General features: G+C 72.6%; 20 protein-coding genes. 8 read left to right on the top strand and 12 right to left on the bottom strand.

Features of this window, described 5'->3' with window-relative positions; all coding sequences use genetic code 11:
* Complete coding sequence (locus DSM104329_RS16845) at positions 1-1,560, top strand: hypothetical protein (RefSeq protein ID WP_259311010.1); 1,560 nt, start codon at positions 1-3, stop codon at positions 1,558-1,560.
* A 48-nt stretch (positions 1,561-1,608) separates the two neighbouring features.
* Here the strand turns inward: DSM104329_RS16845 and DSM104329_RS16840 are convergent, their stop codons facing one another.
* A complete protein-coding gene (locus DSM104329_RS16840; RefSeq protein WP_259311009.1) occupies positions 1,609-2,883 on the bottom strand; it encodes a PucR family transcriptional regulator in 1,275 nt (424 codons plus the stop codon).
* A gap of 198 nt (positions 2,884-3,081) precedes the next feature.
* Between DSM104329_RS16840 and DSM104329_RS16835 the strand changes: the two genes are divergently transcribed.
* Both DSM104329_RS16835 and DSM104329_RS16830 read left to right on the top strand, forming a co-directional pair.
* Positions 3,082-3,600, top strand: a complete 519-nt coding sequence (locus DSM104329_RS16835) for a nitroreductase family protein (RefSeq protein WP_259311008.1) — start codon at positions 3,082-3,084, stop codon at positions 3,598-3,600.
* Between the two features lie 43 nt (positions 3,601-3,643).
* Positions 3,644-4,531: a bifunctional helix-turn-helix transcriptional regulator/GNAT family N-acetyltransferase gene (locus DSM104329_RS16830; protein WP_259311007.1), complete on the top strand. Its 888-nt coding sequence runs from the start codon at positions 3,644-3,646 to the stop codon at positions 4,529-4,531.
* On the opposite strand, the gene DSM104329_RS16825 is transcribed toward DSM104329_RS16830, so the two are convergent.
* The 3 genes from DSM104329_RS16825 to DSM104329_RS16815 are packed head-to-tail and all read right to left on the bottom strand — an operon-like array spanning position 4,482 to position 6,656.
* Entirely contained in the window at positions 4,482-4,862 is a 381-nt protein-coding gene (locus DSM104329_RS16825) for an STAS domain-containing protein (RefSeq protein ID WP_259311006.1), read from the bottom strand. The two genes, DSM104329_RS16830 and DSM104329_RS16825, sit on opposite strands and share 50 nt — an antisense overlap.
* Positions 4,863-4,899: 37 nt before the next feature.
* Positions 4,900-5,856 carry an alpha/beta fold hydrolase gene (locus DSM104329_RS16820; RefSeq protein WP_259311005.1) on the bottom strand — a complete coding sequence of 319 codons (957 nt, stop codon included), beginning with the start codon at positions 5,854-5,856 and terminating at the stop codon, positions 4,900-4,902.
* 5 nt (positions 5,857-5,861) lie between these two features.
* A complete protein-coding gene (locus DSM104329_RS16815; RefSeq protein ID WP_259311004.1) occupies positions 5,862-6,656 on the bottom strand; it encodes an SDR family NAD(P)-dependent oxidoreductase in 795 nt (264 codons plus the stop codon).
* A 149-nt stretch (positions 6,657-6,805) separates the two neighbouring features.
* On the opposite strand from DSM104329_RS16815, the gene DSM104329_RS16810 reads away from it, so the two are divergent.
* Complete coding sequence (locus tag DSM104329_RS16810) at positions 6,806-7,351, top strand: cupin domain-containing protein (protein ID WP_259311003.1); 546 nt, start codon at positions 6,806-6,808, stop codon at positions 7,349-7,351.
* Positions 7,344-8,861 (top strand): AMP-binding protein, encoded by a 1,518-nt coding sequence (locus tag DSM104329_RS16805; protein WP_259311002.1) that lies wholly within the window; start codon positions 7,344-7,346, stop codon positions 8,859-8,861. The genes DSM104329_RS16810 and DSM104329_RS16805 overlap by 8 nt, the downstream gene beginning before the upstream one ends.
* Here the strand turns inward: DSM104329_RS16805 and DSM104329_RS16800 are convergent.
* From DSM104329_RS16800 to DSM104329_RS16765, 8 genes are all read right to left on the bottom strand, one after another.
* Positions 8,858-9,166, bottom strand: a complete 309-nt coding sequence (locus tag DSM104329_RS16800; RefSeq protein ID WP_259311001.1) for a cation:proton antiporter — start codon at positions 9,164-9,166, stop codon at positions 8,858-8,860. The two genes, DSM104329_RS16805 and DSM104329_RS16800, sit on opposite strands and share 4 nt — an antisense overlap.
* Positions 9,166-9,432: a monovalent cation/H+ antiporter complex subunit F gene (locus DSM104329_RS16795; RefSeq protein ID WP_259311000.1), complete on the bottom strand. Its 267-nt coding sequence runs from the start codon at positions 9,430-9,432 to the stop codon at positions 9,166-9,168. The genes DSM104329_RS16800 and DSM104329_RS16795 overlap by 1 nt, the downstream gene beginning before the upstream one ends.
* Positions 9,433-9,457: 25 nt before the next feature.
* Positions 9,458-9,943, bottom strand: a complete 486-nt coding sequence (locus tag DSM104329_RS16790; protein WP_259310999.1) for a Na+/H+ antiporter subunit E — start codon at positions 9,941-9,943, stop codon at positions 9,458-9,460.
* The gene (locus DSM104329_RS16785) at positions 9,940-11,310 is read right to left on the bottom strand and encodes a complex I subunit 5 family protein (protein ID WP_259310998.1); all 1,371 of its coding nucleotides are present in this window, start codon (positions 11,308-11,310) and stop codon (positions 9,940-9,942) included. The genes DSM104329_RS16790 and DSM104329_RS16785 overlap by 4 nt, the downstream gene beginning before the upstream one ends.
* Complete coding sequence (locus DSM104329_RS16780; RefSeq protein WP_259310997.1) at positions 11,307-11,702, bottom strand: sodium:proton antiporter; 396 nt, start codon at positions 11,700-11,702, stop codon at positions 11,307-11,309. The genes DSM104329_RS16785 and DSM104329_RS16780 overlap by 4 nt, the downstream gene beginning before the upstream one ends.
* Positions 11,699-12,130 carry an MnhB domain-containing protein gene (locus DSM104329_RS16775; protein WP_259310996.1) on the bottom strand — a complete coding sequence of 144 codons (432 nt, stop codon included), beginning with the start codon at positions 12,128-12,130 and terminating at the stop codon, positions 11,699-11,701. The genes DSM104329_RS16780 and DSM104329_RS16775 overlap by 4 nt, the downstream gene beginning before the upstream one ends.
* A complete protein-coding gene (gene mbhE / locus DSM104329_RS16770; protein ID WP_259310995.1) occupies positions 12,127-14,388 on the bottom strand; it encodes a hydrogen gas-evolving membrane-bound hydrogenase subunit E in 2,262 nt (753 codons plus the stop codon). Before mbhE ends, DSM104329_RS16775 begins: the two co-directional genes overlap by 4 nt.
* Positions 14,389-14,498: 110 nt before the next feature.
* Positions 14,499-15,293 carry an SDR family NAD(P)-dependent oxidoreductase gene (locus DSM104329_RS16765; protein ID WP_259310994.1) on the bottom strand — a complete coding sequence of 265 codons (795 nt, stop codon included), beginning with the start codon at positions 15,291-15,293 and terminating at the stop codon, positions 14,499-14,501.
* A gap of 124 nt (positions 15,294-15,417) precedes the next feature.
* On the opposite strand from DSM104329_RS16765, the gene DSM104329_RS16760 reads away from it, so the two are divergent.
* The 3 genes from DSM104329_RS16760 (at position 15,418) to DSM104329_RS16750 (ending at position 20,429) form a co-directional block, all read left to right on the top strand.
* The gene (locus tag DSM104329_RS16760) at positions 15,418-16,530 is read left to right on the top strand and encodes an LLM class flavin-dependent oxidoreductase (RefSeq protein ID WP_259310993.1); all 1,113 of its coding nucleotides are present in this window, start codon (positions 15,418-15,420) and stop codon (positions 16,528-16,530) included.
* Positions 16,527-16,946, top strand: a complete 420-nt coding sequence (locus DSM104329_RS16755; protein ID WP_259310992.1) for a MaoC family dehydratase — start codon at positions 16,527-16,529, stop codon at positions 16,944-16,946. Before DSM104329_RS16760 ends, DSM104329_RS16755 begins: the two co-directional genes overlap by 4 nt.
* A 123-nt stretch (positions 16,947-17,069) precedes the next feature.
* The gene (locus tag DSM104329_RS16750) at positions 17,070-20,429 is read left to right on the top strand and encodes a choice-of-anchor D domain-containing protein (RefSeq protein ID WP_259310991.1); all 3,360 of its coding nucleotides are present in this window, start codon (positions 17,070-17,072) and stop codon (positions 20,427-20,429) included.
* Positions 20,430-20,479 lie beyond the last annotated feature (50 nt).

Raw genomic sequence — 20,479 nt, 5'->3', positions numbered from 1 at the left:
ATGCCCGCCAACCACTCCCACCTCGACCTGCTCGAGGCCAACGCCTACGTCCGCAAGGCGAGCGAGTCCTTCTTCTGGCAGTGCACGACGCGCACCGTCCAGGAGTCCAAGCTGTTTCCGGTCAACCCGTACATCGCGCTGTCGTACTTCAACGCCTGGTACCGCTGGCCCGAGCTGCTGCGCAAGATCGACGCGGCGATGCCGGCCGAGGAGATCGGCGATCGCGCGCGCCAGGTCGGCAGCTACGTGTCGACGATCACCGCCGGCCTGATCCCGCAGTTCTACCTCGGCGGCCGCCAGATCCTCCTGGACATGGGGATGCTCAAGCCGACCGACGCGATCGACGACATCCTGTCGGTGCTCGACTTCGGGCGCCGGCTGAACCTGTCCTACCACCGCTCCCACGCGCACGTCATCCCGAGCGACGCGGGCCATCGCGCCCAGGTCCACACCGAGCGCCAGACGCAGGTGCTGGAGGCCGACGCGCTCGGCGTGACGCCCGGCGACAAGCTGCACACGGCGTTCGGGCGCTTCATGGCGACCGCGTCGGCGTACGGGTTCCTCAGCCACTGCGAGTGCCGGCTGAGCTTCAACAACCACGGCCCGTACATGACCAAGGGCGGCCACGAGATGCTCGTGCGCGACATGCTCGACCTCGCCGAGTGCGACTACCCCTGGATGGACGGGGTGGCGTCGGAGATCGAGCACAACAACCTCACGGTCGTCGTGATCATGAAGGACACGCACTTCAACATCGTCGACGACTGGGGCTCGTTCGAGGCGACCCCCGCCTACGACAACGACAACCTCGTCGCCGTCGGCGTCTACACGTCCGACCACCTCTCCGACGGCTACATCCCGGTCCACATGGACTCGGCCGAGGAGCTCGCCGACTACCTCGACGACCTGCGCGAGAAGATGACCGACGCGACCGCGGGGATGTGGAAGATGATGGCCGGGTGGTCCCGCGACCAGATGATCGACGCCGGCCTGCTCGTGTACTCGGGGGTGACGAAGGACCTCGCGCACTTCGCCGGCGTCTACGAGCAGACCGACTGGTTCGAGGTCGACGAGCAGTGCCAGCGCTTCAAGCCGCTGATGAACGACGAGTACGGCGGCATGCTCATCGCCGAGACCGTCGGCCTGCTGTCGATGAGCTCGCAGAACCACAGCGAGCACCACATGACGAAGTTCACCGACGCGCGTGGCGAGATGTGGACGGGCGTCCCGTACTCGATCCTCGCCGACGACGAGTGGACGTCGGGCGTCGGACCGATCGGGCCCGGGAGCACGTCGCTGCCGACGAAGAGCGCCCTGTGGACGACGACCCGCGGCAAGCTGACGCAGGAGGAGAACAACCGGCTGGCGCGCGAGTTCAAGCCCGCCGGCTGGGACCTGCGCCACTACGACGACGACTGGTGGCTGAAGAACCACCCCGGCGACCCGCGGGCGGACGACCTCTACAAGGTCGCCCAGGCGAGCTCCGCGGTCCTGCGCGACCGCGGCTCGACGCTGCTCGAGGACGACGTCCAGCAGGCGCGCGCCGCGGCGGGCCGCTGATCCCCGTGTGAGCCGGGACGCCCGAGCTGCGGCGCTGACCGCGTCCGCTCAGGCCGGCGGTGCGATCGCCTCGGGGCCGAGCAGCTGCGCGAGCCGCAGCGCCACGCGCAGTTCGAGCTGGCGCTCCGCCACACGGTGGCCGAGCAGCTCCTCGGCCCGGTGCACGCGGTAGGCGACGGTGTTCTCGTGGACGCCGAGCAGGCGCGACGCCCGCACGAAGCTCGAGCCCTCGTCGAGGAACGCGCGCAGCGTGGCGGTCAGGCGGCGGGCAGCCTCGTCGCCGGCCGCGAGCGGCCCGAGCTCGCGGGCGACGAAGCGCAGCGCCTCGCCGGCGTCCTGGGTCGTCAGGACGTCGAGCGCGACGTCGGCGAAGGCGGTGCACGGCGCGTCGCCCCGGCTGTCGAGCTTGGCCACGCGGCGCGCCTGCAGCGCCTCGCGGTGGCTGATGCAGAAGCCGTCGAGCCCGGGGGAGGCCGCGCCGAGCGCGACGCGCAGCCCGGCGCCCTCGTCCTCGTCCTCCGCGAGCGGCGGGTCGGCGAGCACCGGCGGTTCGTGGAAGCCGGTCCAGCAGGCGAGATGGTGGCCCTGCGGGACGATGAGCGGTGCGTGCGCGCCGAGCGAGGCGGCGACCCGGACGGCGAGGCGCTCCATCTCGCCGAAGCGCACCGCCGCGCCGTCGCCGGCGTCGCGGTCGGCCTCGTCGCTCCAGATGACGAACGCGACGTGGTGGCGGTCGAGGTTGTAGGCCAGGCGCTTGCTCGTCTCGTGCACGTCGACGCGCGCGCCTTCGAGCAGCGCGCGCACCTCCGCCGCGCGCACGGCGGCGGCGCCGCGCACCCACTGCTCGCGCTCGCGCATGTAGAACTCGGTGAGCTGGTGCTCGAGGGTCTCCACCCACGCGAACAGCCAGTCGCTGAGGAACCCGAAGGTGTCGACCAGGTCGTCCGGGTCGTCCGTGCGGGCGTGCAGGCGCTCGAGCCAGTAGCGCGAGAGGCTGGCCTGCCCGATCCGGTAGGCCCGGCCGAGGAGCTCGAACGGCAGCGCCCGGCGGACGTATTCCTTCGCGTAGGCCAGCGCCTCGGGCGGCGCCTGGGCGCTCGAGGGCGCCGTGCCCTCGCGCAGCAGCGTGACGATCAGCCCGAGGTTCGCGCGCACGCTCTGCAGCGTCCACACGTAGATGTCGTCGTCGAGCTCCGCGATCTTCTCGTGGATCATGTCGGTCAGCACCCGTGCGAGCTGGTCGAGCTCCGCGCTCATCGCCTCGACGATCTCGTTGACCTCGTCACGCCCGCTGTGCGTCGGCGCGATGGTCGTTGTCCGCACTGCTCCTCCTTGACCCGGATCAGCCTCCGGCCCCAAGCGTCCCAGCCGGATGGCCACCGGTCAAGCCGGTGCGGGCGCCGGCGTTGTCGCGGCGCCACAAAGCCCGGCTGGGGGCCCCGCGGATCTCGCGATGCCGGGCGGCGGGCGACGGGTAGCGTTGGTGGGCGCAGGGCCCGCCGAACGACAGGAGGCCACGAGATGGAGACCTGGGACGCGATCACGTCGCGCCGCAACGTGCGCAGCTTCGAGGACCGCCCGCTCACCCCGGAGGAGCTCGACCGGATCCTGGAGGCCGGCCGCCGGGCGCCGTCGTCGCGCAACTGGCAGCCGTGGGACTTCGTCGTCGTGACCGATCGCGGCCAGCTCGCCGAGCTCTCGCAGGTCTGGCAGGGCGCCGGCCACGTGGCCGGCTCCGCGGCGACGATCGCGCTGGTCCTTCCCGTCCTCGAAGGCGACGACCGCCGCAGCAGGGGCGCGCTGTACGACCTCGGGCAGGCGACCGCCTTCATGCAGGTCGCCGCCGCGGACCTCGGCATCGGCACCGGGCACTCCGCCGTCGGCGATCAGGACATGGCCCGCCGCATCCTCGGCCTGCCCGAGGACCGCTATGCGGCGTACCTCATGGACCTCGGCCGTCCCGCCGACCGCCCGCTGCGCCCGATCCGCCGGCCCGACCGCCGCCCGTTCGAGGAGGTCGTCCACCGCGGGACCTGGTGAACGCTCGGTTGCGGGGGGCGAGATATCTGACTAAAGTCAGAGAATGGCCTGTGACACCGCGATCGCCGAGGTGCGCCGGTTCAACCGGACGGTGACCGCCCAGGTAGGCGCGTTGAGCGATCGCTTCCTCGGGCGCGACCGGCCGCTCGGCGAGGCGCGGCTGCTGTGGGAGATCGCGGCCGAGGGCTGCGAGCTGCAGGAGCTGCGCTCGCGGCTCGCGCTCGACTCGGGCTACATGAGCCGGCTGCTGCAGTCGCTCGCCGAGGCCGGCCTCGTCACGGTGGAGCCCAGCGAGCGCGACCGCCGGGGCCGGATCGTCCGCCTGACCGCGGCCGGGGTCGCCGAGCGCGCGGTGCTCGACCGCCGCAGCGACGAGCTCGCCTGGTCCTTCCTCGAGCCGCTCAACGCCGCCCAGCGCGACGAGCTCATCGGGGCGATGGGTCTCGTGCGGCGGCTGTTGACGGCGGGCATCGTCGAGATCCGGCCCTCCGATCCTGGCGGCCCCGAGGCGCGCCGCTGCATCGAGGCGTACTTCGCCGAGCTCGACCGCCGGTCGGAGACGGGCTTCGACCCGTCCGAGGGCCCCAGCGCCGATCCGCACGAGCTGCGCCCGCCGGCGGGGCTGTTCCTGCTGGCGACCCTGCGGGGCGAGCCCGTGGGCTGCGGCGCGCTCAAGCACCATCCGGGCGCCCCGAGCGAGATCAAGCGCATGTGGGTGGCCGGTTCGGTTCGCGGGCTCGGCCTCGGCCGGCGCCTGCTCTCCGAGCTCGAGGCGCGGGCGGCGGAGCACGGAGCACACGCCGTGCGCCTGGACACGAACGCGAACCTCGCCGAGGCGATCGCGCTGTACCGCAGCGCGGGCTACGTGGAGGTGGCGCCCTTCAACGACCAGGACTTCGCGGACCACTGGTTCGAGAAGCGCCTGCTCTGACGTCGTCGTCGTCCTCGGGCTCGGCCATCAGCACGGTGTCCATCGCGGTGACCTCGAGGACCCGCATTACCGCGCGGCTGACGTTGGTGAGCCGCAGGGAGCCGCCGCGCTGCTGCACGCGGCGGTGGGCGGCGGCGAGCGCGGCCAGCCCCGTCGAGTCCATGAACGCCGTCTCGGCCAGGTCGATCTCGAGGTGCCGAGCGCCCTCGTCGACGGCGGCGTCCAGCGCCATCTCGAGCCTCAGCGCCGTGTGCACGTCGAGGTCGCCGGCGACCGCCACGGTGCGCCGGTCCCCCTGCAGGTCGTGGGGCGTGACCGAGAAGCCGCTCATCCCGGGGGACTACCCGAGATGCACCGCCGGTACCGCGTCAGCCGAAGTTGCGCTGCAGCCAGGGCACGAGCAGCGCGTTGACCTCGTCGGGCTTCTCCTGCTGCAGCCAGTGGCCGGCGTCGGCGATGACGTGCTTCTCGACCTGCGGCAGGAGCTGCTCCATGCCGTCGGTCGCCCCGCGCGGGAAGAACCAGTCGTCGGCCGCGGAGATCATGAGCGCCGGCTTGTCGACGACGAACTCGTGACCCTGCGCCTCCTCCCAGTCCTTGTGCAGCGCGCGGTACCAGTTCAGCCCGCCGGTGAACCCGGTCCTGCGGTAGGTGTCGACGTAGACCGCGAGCTCCTCGTCGGTGAGGATCTCGTCCCCGAACAGCTGGGGGTCGCCGACGAAGACGCCCGCCGGGACCTCGCGGACCTCCGCCGGGGACGCCTCGAACTGGTCCATCGTGTAGCCGCGCCCGCGCAGCAGCGCCCGGAACGTCGCCTCGACGTCACGCTCCAGGATGCCCTCCCCGACGCCCGGCTCCTGGAACGTCGCCATGTAGTGGTTCGGCCCGCGCAGGACGTTGTAGGCCTCGATGAGGTCGACCTCGCCCGGCGTGAAGTACGGCGTGCACAGGCTGCCCACGCCGAGCACGCGGTCCGGCGCGTACACCGCCGAGTACCACGCGGGCATCGAGCCCCAGTCGTGGCCGAAGAACACGGCCTGCTCGATCTCGAGCGCGTCGAGCATGCCCGTCAGGTCCGCGACGAGGTTCTTGACGCTGTAGCTCTGCGCGTCCTGCGGCGCCGAGCTGCCGTCGTAGCCACGCTGGTTGGGGACGATGACCCGGAAGCCGGCGCCGGCGATCGGGCCGACCTGATGGCGCCACGAGTACGCCAGCTCGGGGAACCCATGCAGCAGCAGGACCGGCGTCCCCTCGCCGGCCTCGTGGACGGCGAGCTCGATGCCGTTGGCGGAGACCGTGCGGGCGCTCGGGAAGTTCGGGGCCACGGCGATCAGCCCGGGAACGACCGCGCCGTGCAGCCGCCGTCGACGACGAGCATCGCGCCGTTGACGTAGCTGGCCTCGTCGGAGGCGAGGAACAGCGCCGCGTTGGCGATCTCCTCGGGCTGTCCGGGGCGGCCCATCGGGCACAGCGCCGACGCGACGGCCGGGTCGTCGAACGCGCCGACGACCGGGGCGATCATCGGGGTGTCGATGAAGCCGGGGCAGATCGTGTTCGTGCGCACGCCCTGCTTGCAGTACGTGATGGCCATGGAGCGGCCGAGGTTCAGGATCGCGCCCTTCGCCGCGGTGTAGGCGTGCGCGTCGTAGAGGCCGGTGATGCCGGCCATGCTCGACATGTTCACGATCGACCCGCGTCCCGCCTCGAGCATCTTCGGCAGCACGGCGTGGATCATCGTGAAGTAGCCCTCGAGATCGACGCCGCCGATGATCGCGCGCCAGTTCTCGACCGAGGCCTCGTGGACGCCGGCCATCGTGCCCGGGTTGTCGATGCCGTACTGCCAGCCGACGCCTGCGTTGTTGACGAGGATGTCGATCGTGCCGTACGCGTCGAGCGCCGCCGCGACGACGCGGTCGGGCGAGGAGTCGTCCTCGAGGTCGGCGGGCACGACGATGCCCTCGCCGCCGGCCGACGTGACCACCTCGAGGTGCTCGTTGAGCTTGGCCTCGTTGCGGGCGGTGCCGACGACCTTCGCGCCCTCGCGCCCGAACAGCTCCATCGTCTTGCCGCCGATGCCGCTGCTGGCGCCCGTGATGACGGCGACCTTGTCCTGAAGACGACCCATGTCACTCCCTCGATCGAGCTGGCTTGGCGGCGATCCTACGGACGCCGTTCGGCGCCCCGGCGCCGCTCGCGCGCGCGGATTTGTCGATTGCGACAGAAGTGCCTCGGCCGGCGCGGCGGCGGTCGCCGGCGCCCGACTACAACTGGTCCGTGAACGTCCGTCGCCTCGTCACGGGCCATGACGCCTCCGGCCGCTCGGTGGTCGCCTCCGATGAGGAGGTGGCGCCGATCGTCGCCGACCTGTTCGCCGGCTGGCAGTTCCACGCGCTGTGGGGCGTCGATGCGCCGCCCGCGTTTCCAGACGACGGCCGCGAGCCCGCGTGGTCGGCCTACTTCCCGCCGCGCGGCGGCGTGCGCTTCAGCCTCTCGACGATCCCGCCCGAGGGCACCGCGCCCCCCGCCGGTCTCGACGTCGCCGCCGCCGAGGCCCAGGCGGAGCAGCGGCTGCCGGGCATGCTCGCGGTGCTCGAGCCCGACGACCCGGGCATGCACACGACCGCGACGATCGACTTCGAGGTGATCCTGCGCGGCGAGGTGATCCTCGAGCTCGACGACGGGGTGCAGCGGCGGCTGCGGGCGGGCGACACCGTCGTGCAGAACGGCACGCGCCACCGCTGGCGCAACCCGGGACCGGAGCCGGCGGTCATGGCGGTCTTCATGGTCGGCGTGCCGCACGCCGGCGCGGGCGATGTCTGAGGACGCCGCGCTCGCGCGGTCGCGCCGGCTGGTCCTGCCGGAGATCGTCGGGCGCAACGCGCGCCGCGTGCCCGAGCGGGTCGCGCTCGTCTTCGACGGCGAGCGGCGCACCTACGCCCAGCTCGACGAGCGCATCACCCGGGCGGCGAACGCCCTGGCCGCCCTCGGCGCCGGCCGCGGGGACACCGTCGCGGTGATGATGCACAACCGCCTCGAGCTGCTCGAGGCGTGCCTGGGCATCCAGCGGCTCGGCGCGTGCGCGGTGCCGGTCAACTTCCGCCTCGCGCAGGACGAGGTCGACCACGCCGTCGCCAACGCGCGCTGCGTCGCGATCGTCAGCGACCCGCCCTGCGAGGAGCGCGCCGCGGCCGCGGGCTGCCGCGTCCACCTGGATCTCGCCGCGTTCGGCGCGGCGCTCGCCGCCGCCTCGCCGGAGCCCCCGGACGTGGTCGTCGACGACGAGGACCTCGCCTTCGTCATCCATACGTCGGGCACCACCGGGCGTCCGAAGGGGGCGATGCTCAGCCACCAGAACCTCGTCGTCAACACCACGAACTGGATCCACGAGCTGGGGGCCACCGCCGCGGACGTGTGGCTGTCGGGCCTCCCGCTCTTCCACATCGGCGGGCTCAACGGCGTGCTGCCGTTCCTGTACCTCGGCACGACGAGCGTGATCACCCCCTCGACGGGGTTCGACGCGGGCGCCTCCATCGCCCTCATGGCCGAGCACGGCGTGACGATGTGCTTCTTCGTCCCGACGCAGTGGGACGAGATCTGCGCCCACCCGCGCATCGGCGACCTCGAGGCGGCGCGGCTGCGCGTCGCGATGTGGGGTGCGTCGGACGCGACCGAGGGGACGCTGCGCCGCCTGGCCGCGACGTTCCCGTCGGTGTCGGTCGTCAACGCGTTCGGGCAGACCGAGATGTCGTCGAACACGACGTTCCTCAAGGGCGAGGACTCGGTGCGGCGCATGGGCTCGATCGGCCGGCCGGCGATCAACGTCGAGGTCCGCGTGGTCGACGAGCCGGGCGGCGACGTCGCGCCCGGTGAGGTCGGGGAGATCGTCTACCGCGGGCCGACCGTCATGCAGGGCTACCTCGGCGACCCTGCCGCCACCGCCGAGGCGTTCGCCGGCGGCTGGTTCCACAGCGGCGACCTCGTCCGCGCCGACGACGACGGCTTCCTCTACGTCGTCGGCCGCGCGAAGGACATGATCATCTCGGGCGGCGAGAACGTGTACCCGGCCGAGGTCGAGCGCGTCCTGGCGGAGCATCCGGGGGTGGGGGAGGTCGCCGTCGTCGGGGTCGCCCATCCGCGATGGGTCGAGACGCCGCTGGCGGTCGTGGTCCGCGTGCCGGGCGCCGTGGTGACCGAGGACGAGCTGATCGAGCACTGCCGGACGCGGCTGGCCGGCTACAAGAAGCCGTCGGCGGTGATGTTCGCCGACCGGCTCCCGCGCAACGCAACGGGCAAGGTGCTGCGCCGCGACCTGCGCGAGCGCTACTCCTAGTCGTCCTCGTCGTCGTCGGTCCCGCCCCGGCGCCGCGCCGCCTGCGCGATCGCGTGCGAGGAGAGCGGCGAGGTGATCAGCACGAACAGGATGACGAGCGCGGCGCTCGTGATGATCTCGTCGCTGCCGGTGGCGATCGACGCCAGCAGGATGAGGATGACCGCCGGTCCCGTGATCAGCCCGGCCGCGTGGAGCTGGTGCATGATGTCGTCCATCCGCAGCAATCCGTAGAGGCCGATCGTCGTCAGCCCGAGCCCCACCGCGAGCAGGACGATCGCGATCACGTCGATGACGGTCGAGGCCATCAGCGCGGCCCCTTGCGCCGGACGTGGTCGGCGGCGACGAGCGTGGCGGTGAACGACAGCAGCGCGAGCGCGAGCGCGGCGTCGATGTAGTAGGAGACGTCGCGCCGGTAGGACAGCAGCGTGAGCAGCGCGATCACGAGCACGACGAGCACGTCGAGCGCGAGCACGCGGTGCAGCGTGTCCCTCGAGCGCAGGAGCAGCACGCCGCCGGCGCACAGCAGCAGCGTGACCCAGCCGAACGCGATGGCGAGCACGACGTCGGGCATGGTCAGGCCTCCGTTCGCGGCGTCGTCACTCGATCACCTTGCGCTGCCACTCCTCGCGGTTGCGCCGGTGGCGGGCGCGCACCGCGTCGGGGTCGTGGGCGTCGATCAGGTGCGTGATGAGCACGTCGCGCTCCTCGTCGACGTCGACGACGATCTCGTCGGGCGCCTCGCCCGTCAGCACGCCCCACACCGCCACCGCGCGCCGCGAGCGGCCCTCGCGGGGGATCTCGACCATCCCGGGCTGCTCGCCCCGCCCCGCGCGTAGGCAGAAGCGCGCCACCCGGACGCTGCCGACGGCCATCTCCTTCGCGGTCTCGCCCGCCACGACGGCCGCTGCCCACATTCGCTGCAGCGGCCGGGCGTCGCTGCGGGCGGGGGACGCCGCGCGCAGCGCCAGCGCGACGGCGAGGCCGAGCGCCGCGGCGGTCAGCACGTCGCCCCACTTCAGGCTCGTCAGCACCAGCAGGTAGACGGAGGCCAGCGCAGCCGCACGCACGAGGACGCCGGTCATCGGCGGGCTCCCGGCAGCACCTGGGCCGCGTCGCGGCTGAGCGCCAGCAGCGGCTCCGGCCACAGCCCCACGGCGAGCACGGCGAGCGCCAGCACGGCGACGACGGCCTGCTGGGGCCGGCCGGAGCGCCGGCCGCGCCGCTCGCCGCGCCAGAAGTCGTACTGGTAGATCTGGAACACGTAGACGAACGACAGCGCGCCGCCGAGGAAGATCAGCGCGATCAGCGTCGGCCGCCCGGCCGCGGCGTGGAACAGCTGGAGCTTGCCGACGAACCCGGCGGCGGGCGGGATGCCCGCCACGCTGAGCGCGCCGACGACGAACGCGGCGCCGACCAGCGCGCCCCGCATGCGCGCGGTGAGGAACAGCAGCGTCTTGTTGAGCGCGTTGACGACCGTGTAGAGGATCGCCGCGGCGAAGCCGACGGGCCCGCCGATGCCGACCGCCACCAGGATGTAGCCGACCTGGCCGATCGCCGAGTAGGCGAGCATCTCACGCGTCGTGCGCCGCGACACGGCGAGCAGGGCGCCGTAGAGGATCGATGCGCAGCCGATGACGATCATCCCGATCGCCGCGAGCTCCAGTTCGCGGGGCAGCATCTCGCCGCCGAAGCGCAGCACGCCGTAGGCGCCGATGTTCGCCAGCCCGCCGCTCAGGATCGCCGCGACCGCCGGGCGCGAGCCCACGTAGACGGTCGGCAGCCAGTAGTGGAAGGGGAACAGGCCGAGCTTGACGCTGAACGCGACGAAGAACCCGGCGGCCACGAGGATGCCCGTGTCGGGGTCGACGGCGCGCATGCGTTCGCCGATCGTCGCCATGTCCAGCGAGCCGGTGATGTGGTAGATGCCGGCGACCGACAGCAGGAAGATGAAGGTGCCGAGCAGGTTGACGGTCGTGAAGACGAGCGCGGCGCCGAGTTCGCGGCGCCCTCCGCCGTACGTCGCCAGCACGTACGCCGCGGTCATCGACAGCTCGAAGAAGACGTAGAAGTTGAACAGGTCGCCGGTGAGGAACGTCCCGGTGAGGCCGGCGCCGAGCAGCACGACCATCGCCGGGAACACGCGCTCGCGGACGCCTTCCAGGATCTCGTGCACCATCGCCGCCAGCAGGGCGACCGTCGACAGCAGCGCGAACAGGACGCCGAGCGCGTCGGCCCGCAGCGTGATGCCGACGCCCATCGGCCAGTCGCCGGTGACGACCCGGACCGGGCCGTCGCCCAGCACGTCGGCGGTCAGCACGATCAGCGCGGCGAGGTTCGCCGCCAGCGCCGCCACCGCGATCCAGCCCACGATCCGCAGCCGGCCGTCGGCCAGGAGCAGCACGACGCCGGCGGCCCAGGGGATGAGGAGCGACAGGGCGAGCGCGGTCACCGGGCCGCCGCCTCCTCGTCGTCGTGCCGGACCTGGTGGCTGCGCTCCTCCTCCTCGTCGCGCGCGGCTTCCTCCGCGGCGATCTCGTCGAGCTCCTGCGTGCGGTAGGCGACGACCGCGCGCAGCACGAGCACGAGCAGCAGCCCGGTGACGGCGAGGCCGATGACGATCGCGGTGAGCGCCATGGCCTGGCTGAGCGGATCGCTGACGCGGCCGCGCAGCGGGTAGATCGCCGCGTTGCCGCGCGACAGCGACGCCGCGATCAGCGTGAGCACCGAGGCCTGGGAGATCACGACGATCCCGAGCACCACGCGCACGAGGTCGCGGTGCAGCAGCAGGTAGGCGCCCGTCCCGAACAGCGCGGAGATCGCGACGGCGAAGATCAGCTTCATGCCCGAGCCCTCTCGACGAGGCGCGTCAGGTGATGCACGAGGACGACCAGGACTCCGGTGACGAGCAGGAACACCCCGATGTCGAACAGCACCGCGGTGATCAGCTCGAGCGTGCCGATCTTCACGACGTGCTCGCCCGGGCCCGGGTGGTGCGTGAACGGCGGCTCGCCGAGCAGCAAGGGGAAGAAGCCGGCGGCGAGCGCGACGAGCAGCCCGGCGACGGCGACCACGGGGGCGCGGCGCAGGATCGGCATGCCCTGCTCGGCGCGCTCGGGGCCCAGCACGATGTAGCGCAGGCTGATCGCGAGCGCGACGATGACGCCCGCGCTGAAGCCGTCGCCGACGTCCGCATAGCCCTTGACGATGATCGCGGCGGCGAACATGAGTGCCGGGCCGAGCAGGCGCAGGGCGACGACCTCGAGGATCACCAGCCCCTCCCGCGCCGCAGGAGGCTGGCGACGCCGAACACGGCGACGGCCAGCACGGTGATCTCGACCGCGGTGTCGAGGCCGCGGAAGTCGGCGAGGATGACGGTCACGACATCGCCGCCGTGCGCCTCGGGGGCTCGCCGGACGAGCTCGTCCTTCGCGGCGCCGCTCTGCACCGTCGGGCGCGACAGCGCCGCCCAGATCGTCGCGAACGCGCCGATCCCCGCCAGCACCCCGGCCACGAGGTTCCACCGGCGGCGACTCGGGATGGCCGGTCGCCTGGGGTTCACGCCGCGCCGGGTCGCCGGCAGGCGCGCGAAGACGCCGACGAAGAGGATCGTCATGACGGTCTCGACGACCACCGCGACGAGCGCCACGTCGGGCGCGCCGACGACCGCATAGACGGCGGCGAGCCCGAAGCCGAGCACCGACAGCGCGAGCACCGGCCGCAGCCGCCCGCGGTCGCGCGCGGCCGTGAGCGCGGCGGCCACCGACACGGCCAGGAGCACGACGATCGGCAGGTCGTCGCCGTTCAGGCCGCCGACGTCGTAGTCCGGCGCCGAGAACGAGACGAGGAACGCACCGGCGATGACCACGCCGCTGGGCAGCAGCACGGCGGCGATGCTGTTGCGCAGGTCGCGGACCTCGGTGCGGTACACGCGGTCGGAGGCGGCGTTGAGGCCGTGCAGCGCGAGCCCGTACCACCGGCGGGGACCCGCGACGTCGCCGGCCCGCGCGATCGCGCCGGCCACCCGGCGCCGGGCCGGCCCCGCGAACAGGACGAGCGCGCCGAGCGCCCAGGCGGCCAGCGCCATGACGTTCGGCGCGCTGGTGTCGAGGTGGTAGGCGGGGCCGACGTCGACCGGCGCCCCGTTCGTCACGGCGGCGGCGTCGGCGGCCAGTTCGGCGAACGGCGCCACCCACACCCCGCCGGCGACCGCGACGAGCGCCAGCAGCGCGATCGGCGCGACGAGCAGCGCGGGGATCGGCTGCGCCGCCGTGCGCCGCGGCCCGGTGAACAGCCCGAGCCAGAAGCGCCCGACGTACGCGAACGTGAGCGCCGCCGCCGCGACGGCGAGCCCCTGGACCGCCCAGCTCTCCCCGCGCGCGGCGCCGAAGAACAGCTCGTCCTTGAAGAACCCGATCGTCAGCGGCAGCGCGGCGAGCGTCGCCGCCGCCACACCGCTCGCCACCGCGAGCACCGGGAGGTCGCGCGCGATCCCCCCGAGGTGGTGCAGGCGCCGCTCGCCGGTCGCCTCGGTGACCGCGCCGGCGGTCATGAACAGGGCGCTCTTGGCGATCGCGTGCGCGACGACGTACAGCGCGGCCGCGCCGGCCGCCTTCGCGCCGCCCATCCCGTAGAGGGCGACGACGTAGCCGTACTGCGAGATCGTCGAGTGCGCGAGGATCTGCTTGAGCTCGTCCTGGGCGAGGGCCAGCGCCCCGCCGATCGCCACGGACGCGAAGCCGACGACGAGGAGCCCGTCGAGGATCGCCTCGCTCTGCGCCAGCAGGGGGTGGACCCGGCCGAGGACGAGCACGCCCGCCGCGACCATCGCCGCCGAGTGCAGGTAGGCGGAGACGGGCGTCGGCGCCTCCATGGCGCGCGGGAGCCAGAAGTGCAGCGGCACCTGGGCGCTCTTGGCCAGCGCGGCCACGGCGATCAGCGCCCCCGCGGCGACCGTGGTGGTGGTCGGCTCGGCGCGGTGCAGCAGTTGCGGCAGCGAGAAGGTGCCGTACTCGGTGTACAGGAGAACGGCGCCGATGAGCATCGCCACCGCGCTGACGCCGGTCACCAGCAGCGCCATGAGCGCCGCCCCGCGCGCCTCGATCCGCTGGCGGTCGAAGCCGATGAGGAAGTACGAGGCGACCGCCGTCAGGTCGAAGAAGACGAAGAGCAGGATCAGGTCGCGGGAGCACGCGAGCCCGACCATCGCGGCCATGAACAGGACCATCCAGGGCCAGAAGCGCCAGGCCTCCTGGGCCGGCCGGTCCTCGTGGGCGAGGTGCCGCGGCAGGTACGCGGCGCCGTAGGCGAAGACCACCGCGCCGATCCCCGTGGCCAGCAGCGCGTAGAGCGCGCCGAGACCGTCGAGCGCGAGGTCCAGCCGCAGGTCCAGCGTGGGCGCCCACGCCACGTCGATCTCGACGCCACCGGTCCGCCACGCCACGAGGCACGCCGCAAAGCCGGCGACCGCGGTCGCCACCGACGCCCAGGGAAGGGCTCGGTCGAGCATCGGCCTCGTGGTGGCCGTCACGGGCGGAGGGCTGTCGGTCGTCGGCGGTGGGGCGATGAGGGCTGGTCGAGGTGGTCGGTGCGGACAGGCAGCTTATGGAAACCGCCAGACCGCTCCGGTCCCGGCCGCCGTCACCCGGCCGGGTTGCCCTCCGCGGTGACGCCCCAGACCGCGGTCGTGGCGCCGTCGACCGCGACGTTGGCCCCATGCATGTACGACGCGGCGTCCGAGGCGAGGAACACCGCCACTCCCGCCACCTCGTCCGCGCGCCCGAGCCGGCCGGTCGGCAGTGCCGCCTCCATGCCGCGGCGCACCTCGGGGTCGGCGAGCGCCGTGGCCAGCAGCGGCGTGTCGATCGGCCCCGGCGAGATCGCGTTCGCGCGCACGCCGCGCGGCGCGAGCTCGGCGGCGAACGCGCGGGTGAGCGTGACGAGCGCGCCCTTCGAGGCGCCGTAGACGCTCCCCAGCGGTGACGGGATGGCGGCCGAGCCGGACGCGATGACGATGATCGAGGCACCCGCGCGCAGGTGCGGCAGCGCGGCCTGGGTGAGGAAGAACGGCGCGCGGACGTTGACGGCGAAGACGCGGTCGAAGGCGTCGCGCGGGAAGTCGGCCACGGTGTGCGTCTCGAAGATCCCGGCGGCGTGGACGAGCACCTCGATGGAGCCGAGCCGCTCGAGCGCGGCGTCGACGATCCGCCGGGGCGCGTCGTCGCCGGTCACGTCTAGCGTCAGGGTCGCGCAGCGCCCGCCGCGGGCCTCGACCGACGCCCGCGTGGCGTCGAGGCCGTCCGCGTCGCGGTCGACGAGCAGCGCCGCGGCGCCCGCCCGGCACAGGGCGGCGCCGATCGCGGCGCCGATCCCGGACGCGGCGCCGGTGACGATCGCGTTGCGGCCGGTGAGGTCGAAGGGGTCGTCGGGCGACATGGCGGCGCGACGCTACTCGCGCGCTCGCGGCGCGGGGCGCCGCGCCGCGGCGGCCTTGTGCATCTCACAACGCGCCGAGCGCGGGCGCCGGGGCGCGCGGCCGCAGGAGCGTGAGACTCGTGCCATGGACGTCGGACTGTTCCTCATGCCGTGCAACCCCCCTGAGCGCCCGCTCGCCGACGCGAACCGCTGGAACGTCGACGTCCTCGAGCGCGCCGACGCCCTCGGCTACGCGGAGGCGTGGATCGGCGAGCACTTCACCGTGCCGTGGGAGCCGATCCCCGCCCCGGACCTGCTGCTGGCGCAGGCGCTCCGCAGCACTGAGCGCATCCGGCTCGGCCCCGGTGCCCACATCGTCCCCTTCCACCATCCGGGCGTCCTGGCGATGCGCCTCGCGTATCTCGACCACGCGTCCGGCGGGCGGTTGAACGTGGCCTTCACCCAGGGCACGTCGATCACCGACTGGCGCTCGTTCCGTCCGGGCGCGGAGGAGGGCGAGGATCGCGCGCGGCTCGCGGAGGGCATCGAGATCATCCTCAAGTACTGGACCGAGCCGGGCCCGTGGCGGTACGAGGGCCGCTTCTGGACATGCGAGCACGTCGGACCGCACCCGCCCGAGAACGGGGTGCTCGCCCACCATCTCGACCCGCTCCAGCGGCCGCACCCGCCGATCGCCATGGCCGGGATCACGCCCGACTCCGGGTCGCTGCGGCGCTGCGGCGAGCGCGGCTGGTGGCCTCTGTCCCTGAACCTCAACCCGAGGGTCATAGGTGCGCACTGGGCGACCGTCGAGGCGGGCGCGGCCGCGGGCGGCCGGACGGCCGACCGGCGCGACTGGCGCGTGGTCAAGGAGGTGTTCGTCGCGGAGACCGACGAGCAGGCCCGGCGCTATGCGCTCGACGGGAACATGGGCCGGTACTTCCGCGAGTTCAACCTGCCGCTGTTCTCGGACTGGGGGTTCCTGCACCTTCACAAGGACTCCCTCGACGAGCCGGACTCGGCCGTCGACGTCGGCTACCTGTGCGACCGCTGGCTGGTCGGCTCGCCCGAGACCGTCACGCGCAAGCTCACCGAGCTGCAGGAGCAGCTCGGCGGGTTCGGAACCCTGCTCGTGCTCGGCATGGACTACGCGGACGATCCCGAGCCGTGGTACGAGTCGATGCGCCTGCTCGCCGAGGAGGTCGTGCCGCAGGTGCCGGGCCTGGCCGCGGCGCCGGCGGCCGGGGCGGCGCCATGATCGAACCGGTCGCCCGCGATCTGCGGATCGGCGATCGCGTCGACGAGACCCGCGTGGTGTCCGCCGAGATGATCGCGCTCTACGCCGATCTCAGCGGGGACGACAATCCCCTGCATCTCGACGCGGAGTACGCGGCCCGCACGCCCTTCGGCCGGCCGATCGCTCACGGGCCGATCGCGCTGGCGCTGGCGGCCGGCATCCTCGGCACGCGGCTGCCGGGGCCCGGCTCGATCGCCATCACCAACTACATCCGCTACCGCCGCCCGATCTTCGCCGGCGACGCGATCACCACCCGGATCGAGGTGGCCGCGATCGACCGCGAGCGCCGCTGCGCCACGTTCGCGATGACGCTGACGAACGCCGACGGCGAGGTCGTCGCGCTCGGCGAGGCGGTGCTGCGGCCGCCCGGCTACTGAAGGTCAGCCCTCCGGCGCTGGACGAATAGCTGATATCCGGCCACTAAGGGAGTCGTTAGCTTCCGGGGCGCAAGGTTGCGTCTCGGGTCACTCTGGCCCGGATCTGTTCACGGAGGGTCAATAGTGGAGTTCAAGGGTCGTACTCTCGCCGCGGCCATAGTGGCCACGTGCGCGTTCGCGGCGTCCGCCTCAGCGGCGAACGCTGACACCGTCACGGTCTGCGACACCGGCTGTGACGCCGCCACGATCACCGGCGGCATCGCGGCCGCGGCCGCCGGTGACACCGTGCAGGTGCAGGCCGGCACCTACAACGAGAACGTCGCGGTCAACAAGTCGGTGACACTCAGCGGCACGGGGAGCCCGACGATCGTCGGCCAGATCGGCGGCGGCTCCTCGGCCGTGGCCATCCAGGCCTCCGGCGTGACCGTCGGGGGCTTCACGATCACCCGGGCCGGCAACAACACGACCGACTGGAACGACCCCGGCCTCACGTCGGCCGGCGTCTCGGTGCAGGGCCAGGCCATCACCGGCGCGGTCATCTCGGACAACACGATCACCGGCCTGCGGACCGCGATCGACGTCAACAACACCAACGGCGTCACGATCGTTCGCAACAACATCGACGACAACCGCACCGGCCTGATCTTCCGCAACCAGACCGACGACCTGGTGGTGACGAACAACTTCATCACCGACAACTGGACCGTCGGCGTCCTGTTCCTCGACGCCAGCGGCGGCACCAACAGCCCGCTCCAGCAGGCGCTGAACGCGAACGTCAGCAATAACGACATCTCGGGCAACTGGTACGGCCAGATCGTCGATCGCCAGACCGGCGGCTCGCTTCCCGCGCCGGGCGTGACGAACCTGAAGAACTTCAGCGGCAACTGGCTGGGAGCGGTGAGCCCCGTCGTCACGACGGCCAACAGCGCCGAGCCGGGCTACGCCGGCCAGATCCCCGTCGAGTTCGGCGGCACCGCCACCCCGCCCGGCGGCCAGCCGGACGTGGCCGGCCCCGCCTCGGCGAACTTCGACATCACGCCGCTGCTGCGCAGCGGCACCGACACCGGCGGGTCCGGCTTCTCGGGCGACTTCTCGTCGATCACGGCGACCACGGTGGGCGCGCAGGTCGGCTCGACCGAGCGCATCCAGGAGGCCGTCAACGACACGACGACCGGCGGCACGACGCACGTCGCGTCGGGCACGTACGACAACGCCTCCTCGACCAACGTCGACAAGGCGCTGACGCTCGCCGGGCCGAACGCCGGCATCGACCCCAACGATCCCGGCGCACGCGTCGCCGAGGCCACCATCGCGGTGACCGGCGGCACGCGGGCCATCCAGGCGCAGGACCCCGACATCACGATCGACGGCCTGCGCTTCGTCGACTCGGCGACGTCGAACGCCAACGTCAACGATCCGCTGATCGGCGCCGGCGGCAACTTCGGCGGCGACGCCCCGGGCATCAGCGTCCTCAACAACCTGTTCGACGGCATCACGCGGACGGCCGTGTACTTCAACGGCCCGACGGTGATGGACGGCGGCACGGTCGCCTTCAACCGCGTCGACCATCCGACGCGCCCGGCGACCGGCTGTGGCACGGCCGGGACCCTCGCGCCCGGTGGTTGCGGCCACCAGCTGTTCAACCTCTGGCAGACGAGCACCCTCGCGTTCAGCGACAACGTCGTGCTCGCCGACGCGGGCAACAAGGACCGCGTCCGCGTGTTCAACGCGACGGCGGCGGCCGGGGCGTCGGGCGTCGAGATCACCGACAACACGATCCGCAACTCCTGCACGTTCACCTGCTTCACCATCGGCCAGGGCGTCACCGGCGTGACGGTCACCGGCAACGACGTCGAGATCGACGCCGGCAACGCGTTCCAGCTCCATGCGAGCTGGACGTCGGGCACCGTGGACGTCAACCACAACGTGTTCACCGACCCGAACGACTTCGCGATCGTCATCGACAACGCGTCGGCTGACCTGAGCAACGTGTCGTTCAACCGCAACTCGCTCACCGGCGGGGCGTTCCGCAACGGCGATCCGTCGACCGTCGACACGCAGACGGCCGACGGCGAGTGCAACTGGTACGGCGCCGACACCGGCCCGGCGGCCCCGCAGGTCTCCGGCCCGGTCGACACCACGCCGTTCCTCGGCAGCGACGACCTCGACGGCCCGTGCCCCGGCCCGTCGGCGCAGGTGTCGACGGCGAGCGCGACGTTCCCCGACACGACCACCGGCACGATCTCCGGCTTCATGCCGGTGACGGTGACGAACGTCGGCGGCGGCACGCTGCGGGTCGATCCGTCGGCCCTCGGCGGGGCGAACCCGGCGCAGTTCAAGCTGACCGACGGCTGCAAGAACGCCGGCCTGGCCAACGGCGAGAGCTGCGAGATCAACCTGCGCTTCGCCCCGGACACCACCGGTGCGAAGACGGCGCAGCTGTCGATCCCGAGCAACGGCCCCGGCTCGCGGGCGACCGTGTCGCTGAGCGGCACCGGCATCACGGGCGCGGCCGTCGGCTACACGCCCGGCCAGCAGGCCTTCGGCCACGTGGACGTCGGCCACAGCTCGGCCGAGCAGCTGTTCCGGATCAAGAACCGCGGCGACGCCCCGCTCCAGCTGGGCGCCGTGGACCTGACCGGCGGTGACGCGAACCAGTTCGCCGTCACCGAGGACAACTGCAGCACCCACACGCTGGGCGGCGGGCAGCTCTGCTCGATGAAGGTGCAGTTCACGCCGACGAGCGGCGGCAGGAAGCGCGCCGACCTGGCGATCAACAGCAACGCCGCCGGCTCGCCCGCGCTGGTCGCCGTGACCGGCATCGGCGACACCGGCCCGGTCGCCGCGTTCATCCCGAGCTCGTACGACTTCGGGACGCTGAATGCGGGCAAGGTCACCGGGACGAAGGCGATCGTCGTCACGAACTCGGGTGACAGCACGCTCAGCATCACGGACGTGGCGCTGGCCGGCGCGAACCCGGGGCAGTTCGAGATCACCGACGAGAACTGCGACGGGGCGAACCTGACCGCCGGCAAGAAGTGCACGGTCAAGGTGCGCTTCAAGCCGACGATCGGCGGCAGCCTGTCGACGGACATCACGGTCACCAGCAACGCGAGCAACTCGCCGACGACCGCCCAGATCACGGGCACGTCGCGCGGGCTGACCGTGTCGCCGGGCGCGAAGGCCTACGGCGACGTGAAGACCGGCAAGAAGACGGGCCTGGCGAAGTTCACGTTCAAGAACAACACCAGCGGCTCGGTCGTGGTCGGGGCGGCGTCCCTGACCGGCCCGAACGCCGACCAGTTCATCGCCCCGGTGGCCAGCAACGGGTGCACCGGTCAGACGCTCGCCGCGGGCCAGACGTGCATCGTGCGCGTCCAGTTCGCGCCGACCAGCGTCGGGGCGAAGAGCGCGGCGCTCTCGCTGGCCAGCGACGCGGGCGGCTCGGCGCCGACCGCGGACCTGACCGGCACCGGCGTCTAGCGACGCAGGACCGCTGGCAGGCGGGCGGCGGCCGAAAGGCCGCCGCCCGT

This window comes from Capillimicrobium parvum, from assembly GCF_021172045.1.
Lineage (GTDB): Bacteria > Actinomycetota > Thermoleophilia > Solirubrobacterales > Solirubrobacteraceae > Capillimicrobium > Capillimicrobium parvum.
This window is presented reverse-complemented; position numbering and strand designations above follow the sequence as displayed.

Coding starts and splice junctions, on each gene's coding strand:
- DSM104329_RS16835 (WP_259311008.1), top strand. CDS start 3,082: ATGGAGACCTGGGACGCGATCACGTCGCGCCGCAACGTGCGCAGCTTC.
- DSM104329_RS16765 (WP_259310994.1), bottom strand. CDS start 15,293: ATGTCGCCCGACGACCCCTTCGACCTCACCGGCCGCAACGCGATCGTC.
- DSM104329_RS16795 (WP_259311000.1), bottom strand. CDS start 9,432: ATGCCCGACGTCGTGCTCGCCATCGCGTTCGGCTGGGTCACGCTGCTG.
- DSM104329_RS16760 (WP_259310993.1), top strand. CDS start 15,418: ATGGACGTCGGACTGTTCCTCATGCCGTGCAACCCCCCTGAGCGCCCG.
- DSM104329_RS16805 (WP_259311002.1), top strand. CDS start 7,344: ATGTCTGAGGACGCCGCGCTCGCGCGGTCGCGCCGGCTGGTCCTGCCG.
- DSM104329_RS16830 (WP_259311007.1), top strand. CDS start 3,644: ATGGCCTGTGACACCGCGATCGCCGAGGTGCGCCGGTTCAACCGGACG.
- DSM104329_RS16790 (WP_259310999.1), bottom strand. CDS start 9,943: ATGACCGGCGTCCTCGTGCGTGCGGCTGCGCTGGCCTCCGTCTACCTG.
- DSM104329_RS16825 (WP_259311006.1), bottom strand. CDS start 4,862: ATGAGCGGCTTCTCGGTCACGCCCCACGACCTGCAGGGGGACCGGCGC.
- DSM104329_RS16800 (WP_259311001.1), bottom strand. CDS start 9,166: ATGGCCTCGACCGTCATCGACGTGATCGCGATCGTCCTGCTCGCGGTG.
- DSM104329_RS16815 (WP_259311004.1), bottom strand. CDS start 6,656: ATGGGTCGTCTTCAGGACAAGGTCGCCGTCATCACGGGCGCCAGCAGC.
- DSM104329_RS16845 (WP_259311010.1), top strand. CDS start 1: ATGCCCGCCAACCACTCCCACCTCGACCTGCTCGAGGCCAACGCCTAC.
- DSM104329_RS16780 (WP_259310997.1), bottom strand. CDS start 11,702: ATGAAGCTGATCTTCGCCGTCGCGATCTCCGCGCTGTTCGGGACGGGC.
- DSM104329_RS16755 (WP_259310992.1), top strand. CDS start 16,527: ATGATCGAACCGGTCGCCCGCGATCTGCGGATCGGCGATCGCGTCGAC.